General features: G+C 55.1%; 9 protein-coding genes. 7 read left to right on the forward strand and 2 right to left on the reverse strand.

Annotated elements, in window-relative coordinates; all coding sequences use genetic code 11:
* The first annotated feature begins 93 nt into the window (after positions 1-93).
* The 3 genes from tamA to ACLHV8_RS02280 are packed head-to-tail and all read left to right on the forward strand — an operon-like array spanning position 94 to position 5,947.
* Positions 94-1,827 carry an autotransporter assembly complex protein TamA gene (gene tamA, locus ACLHV8_RS02270; RefSeq protein WP_208594674.1) on the forward strand — a complete coding sequence of 578 codons (1,734 nt, stop codon included), beginning with the start codon at positions 94-96 and terminating at the stop codon, positions 1,825-1,827.
* The gene (gene tamB / locus ACLHV8_RS02275) at positions 1,824-5,600 is read left to right on the forward strand and encodes an autotransporter assembly complex protein TamB (protein WP_208594675.1); all 3,777 of its coding nucleotides are present in this window, start codon (positions 1,824-1,826) and stop codon (positions 5,598-5,600) included. The genes tamA and tamB overlap by 4 nt, the downstream gene beginning before the upstream one ends.
* Positions 5,601-5,602: 2 nt before the next feature.
* Positions 5,603-5,947 (forward strand): gamma-glutamylcyclotransferase, encoded by a 345-nt coding sequence (locus ACLHV8_RS02280; RefSeq protein WP_014830431.1) that lies wholly within the window; start codon positions 5,603-5,605, stop codon positions 5,945-5,947.
* Positions 5,948-5,989: 42 nt separating this feature from the next.
* On the opposite strand, the gene ACLHV8_RS02285 is transcribed toward ACLHV8_RS02280, so the two are convergent.
* Positions 5,990-7,573, reverse strand: a complete 1,584-nt coding sequence (locus tag ACLHV8_RS02285; RefSeq protein ID WP_208594677.1) for a methyl-accepting chemotaxis protein — start codon at positions 7,571-7,573, stop codon at positions 5,990-5,992.
* Between the two features lie 212 nt (positions 7,574-7,785).
* Positions 7,786-8,316, reverse strand: coding sequence for an inorganic diphosphatase (ppa, locus tag ACLHV8_RS02290; protein ID WP_010427397.1), 531 nt, complete (start codon positions 8,314-8,316; stop codon positions 7,786-7,788).
* Between the two features lie 308 nt (positions 8,317-8,624).
* Here ppa and ytfQ point away from each other — a divergent pair, with 308 nt between their 5' ends.
* From ytfQ to yjfF, 4 genes are all read left to right on the forward strand, one after another.
* Positions 8,625-9,581, forward strand: coding sequence for a galactofuranose ABC transporter substrate-binding protein YtfQ (gene ytfQ, locus ACLHV8_RS02295; protein WP_014068659.1), 957 nt, complete (start codon positions 8,625-8,627; stop codon positions 9,579-9,581).
* Positions 9,582-9,645: 64 nt separating this feature from the next.
* On the forward strand, positions 9,646-11,148 hold the full coding sequence (gene ytfR, locus ACLHV8_RS02300; RefSeq protein WP_049005177.1) for a galactofuranose ABC transporter, ATP-binding protein YtfR: 1,503 nt from the start codon (positions 9,646-9,648) through the stop codon (positions 11,146-11,148).
* A 10-nt stretch (positions 11,149-11,158) separates the two neighbouring features.
* Complete coding sequence (gene ytfT, locus ACLHV8_RS02305) at positions 11,159-12,184, forward strand: galactofuranose ABC transporter, ATP-binding protein YtfT (RefSeq protein WP_208594678.1); 1,026 nt, start codon at positions 11,159-11,161, stop codon at positions 12,182-12,184.
* A complete protein-coding gene (yjfF, locus tag ACLHV8_RS02310; protein ID WP_208594679.1) occupies positions 12,171-13,172 on the forward strand; it encodes a galactofuranose ABC transporter, permease protein YjfF in 1,002 nt (333 codons plus the stop codon). The genes ytfT and yjfF overlap by 14 nt, the downstream gene beginning before the upstream one ends.
* The last annotated feature ends 72 nt before the right edge of the window (positions 13,173-13,244 follow it).

The raw sequence follows: 13,244 nt of genomic DNA on the forward strand, positions 1-13,244 counted from the left end.
GCGATTTGGGTTTTTGGCTAACAGGCCGTATTTTGCCGCGGAGCGGCAGTGCATTTGCTTCCAGGGTGGAAACAGGGATATTCAGGAGAAAACGTGATAAAAATCCGCCAGTTATGTTTGGTCAGTTTGCTACTAACAAGCGGGATTGCCAGTGCGGCGAACGTTCGTTTGCAGGTTGAGGGGTTGTCCGGGGCGCTGGAAAAAAACGTGCGTGCGCAGTTGTCGACCATCCAGAGTGATGAGGTGACGCCGGACCGCCGTTTTCGCGCGCGCGTAGATGACGCAATCCGCGAAGGGCTAAAAGCGCTGGGTTATTACGAACCTACCATTGATTTTGACCTACGCCCGCCGCCAAAGAAGGGGCGCCAGGTGCTTATTGCCCGCGTCTCGCCGGGTGAGCCGGTACTGATTGGCGGCACAAACGTCATCCTGCGCGGTGGAGCGCGCACAGACCGGGATTATCTGGATCTGCTCGGTACGCGGCCGAAAATCGGCACGGTACTTAATCACGGTGATTACGACCATTTCAAAAAAGAGCTGACGAGCGTTTCCCTTCGGAAGGGCTACTTTGACAGCCAGTTCAACAAAAGTCAGCTTGGCATTGCGCTGGACAGACATCAGGCCTTCTGGGATATCGATTACGACAGTGGGGAGCGCTATCGTTTTGGCGATGTAACCTTCGAAGGATCGCAAATCCGTGAAGAATATCTGCAAAATCTCGTGCCCTTCAAAAAAGGGGATTACTACCAGTCGAGCGATCTGGCGGAACTGAACCGTCGCCTTTCAGCCACCGGATGGTTTAACTCCGTGGTTGTCGCGCCGGAATTTGATAAGTCGCGCAAAACCAAAGTGTTGCCACTGCATGGCGTCGTCTCGCCACGGATCGAGAACACCATTGAGACCGGTGTGGGTTATTCGACGGATGTCGGTCCGCGCGTGAAGGCCACATGGAAAAAGCCGTGGATGAACTCGTACGGCCACAGCCTGACGACCAGCGCGAGTATCTCCGCCCCGGAACAGCAGCTCGATTTCAGCTATAAAATGCCCTTGCTGAAAAACCCGCTGGAGCAATATTACCTGGTTCAGGGGGGCTTTAAGCGCACCGACCTGAACGATACTAAGTCAGATTCCACCACCCTTGCCCTGTCACGCTACTGGGATCTCTCCAGCGGCTGGCAGCGTGCCATTAACCTGCGCTGGAGTCTCGACCACTTTACGCAGGCCAACGTCACCAACACCACGATGTTGCTCTATCCGGGGGTGATGATCAGCCGTACCCGCTCACGCGGTGGTCTGATGCCTGACTGGGGCGATTCCCAGCGTTATTCCATTGATTACTCCAACACCATGTGGGGTTCCGATGTCGACTTCTCGGTGATTCAGGCACAAAACGTCTGGATCCGTACGTTGTATGACAAACACCGCTTTGTGGTGCGCGGCAACCTCGGCTGGATTGAAACCGGAGACTTCGACAAAGTCCCGCCGGATCTGCGCTTCTTCGCCGGTGGTGACCGCAGCATTCGCGGCTATAAATACAAATCCATTGCGCCAAAAGATGACAGCGGCAAGCTGATCGGTGCGTCGAAACTGGCCACCGGCTCGCTGGAGTATCAGTACAACGTCAGCGGTAAATGGTGGGGGGCGATGTTTGTCGACAGCGGCGAAGCGGTGAGCGACATCCGCCGCAGCGATTTCAAAACCGGCGCGGGCGTGGGTGTACGCTGGCAGTCACCCGTCGGGCCCATCAAGCTCGATTTCGCCGTTCCGGTGGGCGACAAAGAAGAGCATGGTTTACAGTTTTACATCGGTCTGGGGCCTGAATTATGAGTTTATGGAAGAAGATAAGCCTCGGGGTGCTGATTTTTATCGTACTGCTGCTCGGTACGGTGGCGTTTCTGGTAGGAACGACGACCGGGCTGCACCTGCTGTTTAACGCCGCTAACCGCTGGGTGCCGGGACTTGAAATTGGTCAGGTGACGGGCGGCTGGCGCGATCTGCGTCTGAAGAACATTCGCTATGAGCAACCTGGTGTGGCCGTAAACGCCGGGGAGTTCCACCTTGCGGTGAAGCTGGGCTGTCTGCGGGACAGTAAGCTGTGCGTCAACGAACTGTCGCTAAAAGATGTGAACGTGGCGATAGATTCAAAGAAAATGCCGAAGTCTGCGCCGGTCGAGGAAGAAGACAGCGGCCCGCTGAATCTCTCCACGCCGTATCCGATCGCGCTCTATCGGGTGGCGCTTGATAACGCCAATATCAAAATCGACGACACCACCGTATCCGTGATGGATTTCACCTCCGGCCTGCGCTGGCAGGAGAAAAACCTCACCCTGACGCCGACGTCCCTGCAGGGATTACTGATCGCGCTGCCGAAAGTGGCCGACGTGGCGCAGGAAGAGATCGTCGAGCCGAAGATCCAGAACCCACAGCCGGAAGAAAAGCCGCTGGGTGAAACGCTGAAAGACCTCTTCTCGAAACCCGTCCTGCCGGAAATGACCGATGTTCATCTGCCGCTGAATCTCAACATTGAGGAGTTCAAAGGTGAGCAGCTGCGCCTGACCGGCGATACCGATCTGACGGTCTATAACATGCTGCTTAAAGTCAGCAGTATTGACGGCAATATGAAGCTCGACGCGCTGGATATCGACACCAACCAGGGCTCGGTGAATGCCTCTGGCAATGCCCTGCTGCGCGACAACTGGCCGGTGGACATCACGCTCAACAGCGCCCTGAGTATTGACCCGCTGAAAGGCGAAAAAGTGAAGGTCAAAGTGGGCGGTGCGCTACGCGACAAACTGGACGTCGGGGTAAATCTCTCCGGCCCGGTAGATATGGTTCTGCGGGCGCAAACTCAATTGGCAGAAGCGGGTTTACCGCTCAATGTTGAAATGGTCAGTAAACAGCTTTACTGGCCGTTCACCGGCGAAAAACAGTTCCAGGCCGATGACCTGAAGCTGAAGCTGAGCGGCAAGATGACCGATTACACGCTCTCGTTCCGTACCGCAGTGAAGGGGCAGGGCGTGCCGCCCGCGAATATCACGCTGGATGCGAAGGGCAATGAACAGCAGGTTAATCTCGACAAACTGACCGTTGCGGCACTGGAAGGCAAAACCGAGCTGACCGCACTGCTCGACTGGCAGCAGGCGATCAGCTGGCGCGGTGAGCTGAAGCTGACGGGTATTAACACCGCCAAAGAGGTGCCGGACTGGCCGTCAAAACTGGATGGTCTGATCAAAACCCGCGGCAGCCTTTACGGCGGCACGTGGCAGATGGACGTGCCGGAAATCAAACTCACCGGGAACGTGAAGCAGAACAAGGTTAACGTTGAGGGCTCGGTCAAAGGTAACAGCTACCTGCAGTGGACGATCCCGGGTTTGCACGTAGCGCTGGGCCGCAACACGGCGGATATCAAAGGCGAGCTGGGGGTGAAAGATCTCAATCTGGATGCCACTATCGACGCGCCGAATCTGGATAATGCTCTGCCGGGCCTGGGTGGCACGGCGAAAGGGTTAGTGAAAGTGCGCGGGACGGTAGACGCCCCCCAACTTCTGGCGGATATCACGGCCAATAACCTGCGCTGGCAGGAGCTGACTGTCGCCCGCGTTCGCGTTGAAGGGGATGTGAAATCCACCGATCAGATCGGCGGTAACCTGAACCTGCGCGTGGAGCGCATTGCTCAGCCGGACGTGAACATTAATCTGGTGACGCTGGAAGCGAAAGGCAACGAAAAGCAGCACGACCTTCAGCTGCGTGTGCAGGGTGAGCCGGTCTCCGGGCAGCTTCACCTGACAGGAAGCTTTGATCGTAAAGAGGAACGCTGGAAAGGTCTGCTTGATAACACTCGCTTCAACACACCGGTCGGGCCGTTGGCGTTGTCACGCTCTATTGCGCTGGACTACCGTAACGCGGAACAAAAGATCAGCATCGGACCACACTGCTGGACCAACCCAAATGCTGAGCTGTGCGTACCTCAGACCATTGATGCAGGCGCGGAAGGGCGCGCGCAGATCAACCTCAACCGCTTTGACCTGGCGATGCTGAAGCCGTTTATGCCTGACACCACGCAGGCTAACGGCGTCTTTAGCGGGAAGGCCGATGTCGCCTGGGACACCACTAAAGAAGGGCTGCCACAGGGTAGCGTCACGCTTTCGGGTCGTAACGTGAAGGTGACGCAACAGGTGAATGATGCGCCGCTGGCGGTCGCCTTCGACACCCTGAACCTGAGTGCGGATCTGCATAACAACCGTGCAGAGCTGGGATGGCTTATCCGTCTGACCAACAACGGTCAGTTTGATGGACAAGTGCAGATATCCGATCCGCAAGGACGGCGTAATCTTGGCGGCAACGTCAATATCCGTAACTTCAACCTGGCGATGGTGAACCCGATTTTCGACCGCGGGGAAAAAGCGGCAGGCATGCTGAATGCCAATTTGCGTCTGGCTGGAAACGCGCAAAGCCCGCAGCTGTTCGGTCAGATGCGGCTCAGCGGTGTGGATATCGACGGCAACTTCATGCCATTTGATATGCAGCCTAGCCAAATCTCGATGAACTTCAACGGCATGAGTTCAACGATTAGCGGCTCGGTGTTGACTCAACAAGGGCAGATCAACCTGAGCGGCGACGCAGACTGGAGTCAGCTCAATAACTGGCGCGCCCGTATTGCCGCAAAAGGCAGCCGAGTGCGTATCACCGTACCGCCAATGGTTCGCCTGGATGTCTCACCTGATGTGGTCTTTGAAGCCACGCCAAGCCTCTTCACGCTCGACGGACGCGTCGATGTGCCATGGGCACGCATTGTGGTTCACGACGTGCCTGAAAGTGCGGTGGGTGTTTCAAGTGATGAAGTTATGCTCAATGAAAATCTGAAACCTGTCGAACAGAAGAGCGCTGGCATACCGATTAATAGTAACCTTATCGTGCACGTGGGGAATAACGTGCGGTTGGATGCGTTTGGGCTGAAGGCGAGGCTTACGGGTGACCTGAAGGTGGCGCAGGATAAACAAGGGTTGGGCCTGAACGGGCAGATTAATATTCCTGAAGGGCGTTTCCATGCCTATGGTCAGGATTTAATTGTGCGTAAAGGTGAACTGTTGTTCTCCGGTCCACCGGATCAACCTCTGTTGAATATCGAAGCGATTCGTAACCCGGAGGCAACGGAAAACGACGTCATCGCGGGTGTACGCGTCACCGGTTCCGCCGACGAACCGAAGGCGGAAATCTTCTCTGACCCGGCGATGTCACAACAGGAAGCTCTTTCTTACCTGTTGCGTGGACAAGGTCTGGACAGCGGTCAGAGCGACAGTGCGGCGATGACCTCGATGTTAGTGGGTCTGGGGGTTGCACAAAGTGGGCAGGTTGTGGGTAAAATCGGCGAGACGTTCGGCGTAAGCAATCTGGCGCTGGACACCCAGGGCGTGGGTGACTCTTCGCAGGTGGTGGTCAGCGGCTATGTACTGCCGGGTCTGCAGGTAAAATATGGTGTGGGGATCTTTGACTCACTGGCAACACTCACGTTACGCTATCGCCTGATGCCTAAGCTATATCTGGAAGCAGTGTCCGGCGTAGACCAGGCACTTGATCTGCTCTATCAGTTTGAGTTTTAGCAATGCGAATATTTGTCTACGGCAGTTTACGAACCAAGCAAGGCAACAGTCACTGGATGACCAATGCCCTGCTGCTGGGGAATTACAATATCGAGAACTACCAGTTGTACAGCCTGGGCCACTATCCAGGCGCGGTTCCCGGCGAAGGAACAGTACAGGGTGAAGTTTATCGTATTGATAACGCGACACTTGCCGAACTTGATGCCTTGCGCACCAGGGGCGGTGAATACGCGCGCCAGTTGATCCAGACGCCGTACGGAAGCGCGTGGATGTATGTCTACCAGCGTCCGGTCGAAGGGTTAACGCGGATTGTAAGCGGTAACTGGTTAGACAGAGACCAGTACTGAAAAACGACAACGCCACCGAAAGGTGGCGTTGTTTTTTGTGGGCTAAACGGCTTCCCGACGCAGCTTGAATATCTGCACCGATTCCAGAAGCTGTTCCGCCTGGCGATGCATTGCCTGCGCCGCGGCGGAAGATTCTTGCGACAAGGTCGCATTTTGCTGTGTTGCCGTATCCATATGCGTGACGGCCACATTGACCTGATCGATCCCGGTACTTTGTTCGTGGCTGGCATGAGAAATTGCCTCAATCAGTTCACTCACCTTGCTGACGCTGTGCAGAATATCCGCCATCGCTGCGCCGGCTTGCTGCACCTGGCCATTCCCCTCGTCAATGCGGTTAACGGAGCGGTCGATCAGAACGCGGATATCTTTGGCGGCGGCGGCTGAACGTTGCGCCAGGGCGCGCACTTCTGCTGCAACGACGGCAAAACCGCGGCCTTCAGTTCCCGCGCGCGCCGCTTCAACAGCAGCGTTAAGTGCCAGGATATTGGTCTGGAAGGCGATACTGTCGATCATGCTGATGATGGAGTTGATCTCGCTGGAGAAATTATGAATTTCACTCATGGTGTGCATCGCACGTTCAACGGCCTCTTCGCCCTGGCGGGCTACCTGACGGGCATTACGGGCAAGATCGCTGGCAGTGCGTGAATGTTCTGCGTTGCTTTTCACGACCGATGTCAGCTCCTCCATGGATGCTGCAGTCTGTTCCAGTGCACTGGCCTGCGCTTCGTTGCGGGAAGAAAGCTCATGACTACCGCTGGCAATCTGCGCTGATGCGGTGGCGATGGTTTCGGTACCCTTACGTACTCCAGAGACAATACGCGTGAGGTTTTCATTCATCTCCTGCAGAGCGCGCATGAGCTCAGCCGTTTCATCTCGACCGGCCACGGTAAAGCGGGACTGCAAATCACCGGCGGCTACGGTACGCGCTATCGTGACGGCTTGTGCCAGCGGAAGAGTAATGCTGCGAATCAGCCACCAGGTAACTAGCATCCCGGCCGCCAGCGTGAGGGCCATTGCCAGCAACAGCATCCATTTTGTCTTCTGATACTGCTCCTGATTGCGGGCGATGGTCTGCTGGTGAATAGTCTCGGCATGCTGCAATGTACGGGCCACGACGTTGTCGATCATTTTTGTCGGCTCGCGGTCAATCCCTGTAACCTGCTTGTCCACGCGCTGGGCGCTGGTGGGATCTCCCACCTGGTAGGTAGCCAGTGCCGCCAGGTATTTCTGTTCGAGGCTGGCGTGGATGTCGCGCGTTGCCAGCACTTGTTGATTATCCATGCCAATTTTCGGCAGAAGCTCACTTAGCCGGGTCAGCAGTGTCTGCGTGTTCTGACTTTCTGCAACAAAGGCCTTTTTGTATTTATCGAATGCTTCTTGCCCCTGCGCGCCACGAATCAGGGTGTTTTTCCACTCCTGGACCTGGATCTTGAATTGCACCTGAGCATTGCGTGCAGTATCTATGCTGCTGGTAATGGTTTGTTCCATCGCCATAATCTGTTCGTTCTGCGCCTGGCTGTCGCTGTTGATCAACAGGCCACGCAGACCAATAAAAAGTGTTGCAAGCAGCAGAAGTGACGCCAAAAGGCCCAGTCGCTGCCCAATTGTGAGTGTGTTGAGTTTCATGATTTCCTGTTATATGAAAAAGCGATTGCGCTCATATCACGGGAGGTATCGACCGTCGGCAGGGAGACTTTAAGAAGAAAAGTGGGGATAAGGCAGGTAAAAAGCGATATCTAATTAATATTATGAGACAAAATCTCTTTATGACGTTTTTGTGACAGTTCAGAGAGACAAAAAAGCCCCGACTTGCGGGGCCTTAATATCAGCAGTAAGAATTACTTCTTAGCAGCGCGTTCGAAAGAGGCGATGATTTCTGCTTTCGCCGCTTCTGCGTTGTCCCAGCCGTCAACTTTAACCCACTTGCCTTTTTCGAGGTCTTTGTAGTGCTCGAAGAAGTGAGTGATCTGCGCTTTCAGCAGCTCTGGCAGGTCGTTCACATCTTTGATGTGATCGTATTCTTTGCTCAGCTTGGTGTGCGGTACCGCAACCAGCTTCGCATCTTCACCGGATTCGTCGGTCATTTTCAGCACGCCAACTGGACGGCAGCGAATGACGGAGCCTGGCTCCAGTGGGTATGGCGTTGGGACCAGTACGTCAACCGGGTCACCGTCCAGAGACAGGGTGTGGTTGATGTAACCGTAGTTGCACGGATAGAACATCGCGGTAGACATGAAACGGTCTACGAACAGGGCGCCGCTCTCTTTGTCCACTTCGTATTTGATAGGATCTGCGTTAGCCGGGATTTCGATTACTACGTAGATATCTTCTGGCAGTTCTTTACCCGCTGGGACGTTGAGTAAGCTCATGTCGGTGTCCTTTAAAATGGATGGTAAACAAGTGGCAGGTATTATAGCCAACTCGCGCTGAATGTCTTCGCCTGTTTTCGCCTTCTCTCACCGCTAACCCCACTTTTCAGACCGATTCCATGACAGAAAAATCCATAAACTCAGCTGCATTTTTCATGGTGAAATGAAAGCGATTACAAACTTGTGATTAACGTTTTATTCACTTTCCCGAAGTGTGATGTAACGCAATTCGTTACATATTTCATTGGCTATAGTCATTTCGCAGAACATCTTTTCACCAACAATAATCCCCCTACGAGGACGTTCATATGTGGAAGCGCTTACTCCTGGTCACAGCAGTTTCGGCAGCCATGTCGTCTATGGCGATGGCCGCCCCTTTAACCGTAGGTTTTTCGCAAGTCGGCTCTGAATCCGGCTGGCGAGCAGCAGAAACCAACGTTGCAAAAAGCGAGGCCCAGAAACGTGGTATCACCCTGAAAATTGCCGATGGTCAGCAAAAGCAGGAAAACCAAATCAAAGCCGTGCGTTCGTTTATTGCCCAGGGCGTTGATGCCATCTTTATTGCGCCTGTCGTCGCGACGGGCTGGGAACCTGTCCTGAAGGAAGCGAAAGACGCTGAGATCCCGGTTTTCCTGCTCGATCGTTCCATTGATGTCAAAGACAAATCGCTCTATATGACCACCGTCACGGCCAACAACATTCTTGAAGGACAGTTGATTGGTGACTGGCTGGTGAAACAGGTGGATGGCAAGCCGTGTAACGTCGTTGAGTTGCAGGGCACCGTTGGCGCGAGCGTGGCCATCGACCGTAAGAAAGGGTTTGCTGAGGCTATCGCTAAAGCACCAAACATCAAGATTATCCGCTCTCAGTCCGGTGACTTCACGCGCAGTAAAGGCAAAGAGGTCATGGAGAGCTTTATCAAGGCTGAAAACAACGGCAAGAACATCTGCATGGTTTACGCCCACAACGATGACATGGTGATCGGTGCGATTCAGGCCATTAAAGAAGCGGGTCTGAAGCCGGGCAAAGATATCCTCACCGGCTCAATCGACGGCGTGCCAGACATCTACAAGGCGATGATGGACGGCGAAGCGAATGCCAGCGTGGAGCTCACGCCGAACATGGCGGGTCCGGCATTTGATGCGCTGGAGAAATTCAAGAAAGACGGCACGATGCCTGAAAAACTGACCATCACCAAATCCACACTCTACCTTCCTGACACAGCAAAAGAAGAGTTAGAGAAGAAGAAAAATATGGGTTACTGATCCAGTGTAATTGCCGGGTAGCGCTACGCTTACCCGGCCTACGATTTGTGCCGGAGGCGTAAATATGAACTCGGAACAACATCAGGAAATCCTCCGCACAGAGGGCTTGAGTAAATACTTTCCTGGCGTAAAAGCGCTGGATAACGTTGATTTCAGCCTGCGGCGCGGTGAGATTATGGCGCTGCTGGGTGAGAACGGAGCAGGGAAGTCGACGCTGATTAAAGCCCTGACCGGCGTCTATCATGCCGATCGCGGCACTATCTGGCTGGAAGGCAATGCCATTTCGCCAAAAAATACCGCTCACGCCCAGCAGCTTGGGATCGGGACGGTCTATCAGGAAGTGAACCTGCTGCCGAACATGTCGGTGGCGGATAATCTGTTTATTGGCCGTGAACCACGACGCTTTGGCCTGCTGCGCCGCAAGGAGATGGAGGCGCGGGCGACAAAGCTGATGGAATCCTACGGCTTTTCTCTTGACGTTCGCGAGCCGCTGAACCGCTTTTCCGTTGCCATGCAGCAGATCGTCGCGATTTGTCGCGCTATCGATCTCTCCGCAAAAGTACTGATCCTCGATGAGCCCACCGCCAGTCTCGATACCCAGGAAGTGGAAATGCTCTTTACCCTGATGCGCCAGCTGCGCGATCAGGGCGTGAGCCTGATCTTCGTGACTCATTTCCTCGATCAAGTGTATGAAGTGAGCGATCGCATTACGGTACTGCGTAACGGCAGTTTTGTCGGCTGTCGGGAAACCCGTGAATTACCACAGATTGAACTGGTCAAAATGATGCTCGGGCGCGAGCTGGAGACCAACGCGCTCCAGCGCGCCGGTCGCACGTTGCTGAGTGATAAACCCGTCGCGGCTTTCAGTGATTTCGGCAAAAAAGGGACTATTTCACCGTTTAACCTGGAGGTTCGTCCTGGCGAAATTGTCGGTCTGGCCGGATTGTTAGGCTCCGGACGAACAGAAACCGCCGAAGTCATCTTTGGAATTAAGCCAGCAGACAGTGGCACCGCATTAATCAAAGGCAAACCGCAAACGCTGCGATCGCCGCATCAGGCCTCGTGTCTGGGCGTTGGCTTCTGTCCGGAAGACAGAAAAACGGACGGTATTATTGCCGCCGCCTCGGTGCGGGAGAATATCATTCTGGCGTTACAGGCGCAGCGAGGCTGGCTGAGGCCAATCCCACGCAAAGAGCAAAACGCCATTGCGGAACGCTTTATCCGCCAGCTTGGCATTCGTACCCCGAGCGCAGAACAACCTATTGAATTCCTTTCAGGGGGTAACCAGCAGAAGGTCTTGTTGTCGCGCTGGCTGCTGACCAAACCCCAGTTCCTGATCCTCGATGAACCGACGCGCGGGATTGACGTCGGCGCGCATGCTGAAATCATCCGGCTTATTGAAACGTTGTGTGCGGACGGCCTGGCGCTGCTGGTCATCTCGTCTGAGCTGGAGGAACTGGTGGGGTATGCCGATCGCGTTATCATCATGCGCGATCGTAAACAGGTGGCAGAGATCCCGCTGGATAAACTGTCCGTTCCGGCGATCATGAATGCCATCGCGGCGTAAGGAGTGAATTGTGATGTCTCGTTCGCTTTCGCAAACAGGGGAGTCAAAGCGCCGCTTCAACTGGCCAACCGGCACACCGCAAATCGCGGCACTGCTGGTGGTACTGTTGGTTGACAGCCTTGTCGCGCCGCATTTCTTCCAGATTATTGTCCAGGATGGCCGTCTGTTTGGCAGCCCGATCGATATTTTGAACCGTGCGGCGCCGGTGGCGCTGCTGGCGATTGGCATGACGCTGGTCATTGCCACTGGCGGGATTGACCTCTCCGTCGGCGCGGTGATGGCTATCGCCGGGGCTACGGCAGCCTCAATGACCGTGGCCGGGCACAGTCTGCCGGTGGTGCTGCTTGCCGCCTTAGGCACTGGCGTACTCGCCGGGCTGTGGAACGGTATTCTGGTGGCAGTCCTCAAGATCCAGCCGTTTGTCGCCACCCTGATTTTAATGGTCGCCGGGCGCGGTGTGGCGCAGCTGATCACATCCGGGCAGATCGTCACCTTTAACTCTCCGGGCCTGGCGTGGCTTGGCAGCGGAAAACTGCTGTTCTTCCCGACTCCGGTGATCATTGCCCTGGTGACGCTGGTGGTGTTCTGGCTCTTTACCCGCAAAACGGCACTGGGCATGTTCATCGAGGCCGTCGGGATCAACATTCGTGCCGCGCGCAACGCCGGGGTCAATACCCGGTTGATGGTGATGCTGACCTACGTGCTGAGCGGCGTCTGCGCCGCCATCGCCGGGGTCATCGTCGCGGCGGATATTCGCGGGGCCGATGCCAACAACGCGGGACTCTGGCTGGAGCTGGACGCGATCCTCGCGGTGGTGATCGGCGGCGGGTCTTTGATGGGCGGGCGCTTTAACCTGCTGCTCTCGGTGATTGGCGCGCTGATCATTCAGGGAATGAACACCGGGATCCTGCTTTCGGGGTTCCAGCCGGAACTCAACCAGGTGGTGAAAGCGGTGGTCGTGCTCTGTGTGCTGATCGTCCAGTCGCCGCGCTTTGTCAGCATCATTAAGGGGATCCGTGGCCATGATAAAACGTAATTTGCCGCTAATGATCACGCTGGGCGTGTTTGTGCTGGGTTATCTCTACTGTCTGACCCAGTTCCCGGGGTTTGCCTCCACGCGTGTGATTTGCAATATCCTGACCGATAACGCTTTTTTAGGCATTATCGCCGTCGGGATGACCTTTGTGATCCTTTCCGGTGGGATCGATCTCTCCGTTGGTTCGGTGATCGCATTCACCGGCGTGTTTCTTGCGAAGGCGATCGGTTTCTGGGGGATCTCACCGCTGGTGGCTTTCCCGCTGGTGCAGGTGATGGGGTGCGCGTTTGGTGCCTTTATGGGGCTACTGATCGATGCGCTGAAAATCCCGGCTTTTATTATTACCCTCGCCGGGATGTTCTTCCTTCGCGGCGTGAGTTATCTGGTGTCGGAAGAATCTATTCCGATTAACCATCCGATTTACGATACGCTCTCCAGCCTGGCGTGGAAAATACCCGGCGGTGGTCGTTTGAGCGCGATGGGGTTACTGATGCTCGGCGTCGTGGTGATTGGTATTTTCCTTGCGCATCGCACTCGGTTTGGCAATCAGGTTTACGCCATTGGCGGCAACGCCACGTCGGCAAACCTGATGGGGATCTCCACCCGCAGTACAACTATACGCATCTATATGCTCTCAACGGGTCTGGCGACGCTGGCGGGGATTGTCTTCTCGGTTTATACCCAGGCGGGTTATGCCCTGGCAGGTGTAGGGGTGGAACTGGATGCTATTGCCTCGGTGGTGATCGGTGGAACCCTGCTCAGTGGTGGCGTGGGGACGGTGCTGGGAACGCTGTTTGGCGTAGCAATCCAGGGCCTGATACAAACCTACATTAACTTTGACGGCACGCTCAGCTCCTGGTGGACCAAGATCGCCATCGGCATTTTGCTGTTTATTTTTATCGCCCTGCAACGTGGTCTGACGGTGCTCTGGGAGAATCGTCAAAGCTCGACGGTTACACGCGTAAACACATCAGTAACAGAGCGATAACACGCTGAATTTGCTTAAAGTCTAAACATTTTCCGGTAGCGGCCGATACTCTTTTTTTATGCCCAGAAATAT

This window comes from Enterobacter sp. CPE_E863, assembly GCF_046521465.1.
GTDB lineage: Bacteria > Pseudomonadota > Gammaproteobacteria > Enterobacterales > Enterobacteriaceae > Enterobacter > Enterobacter adelaidei.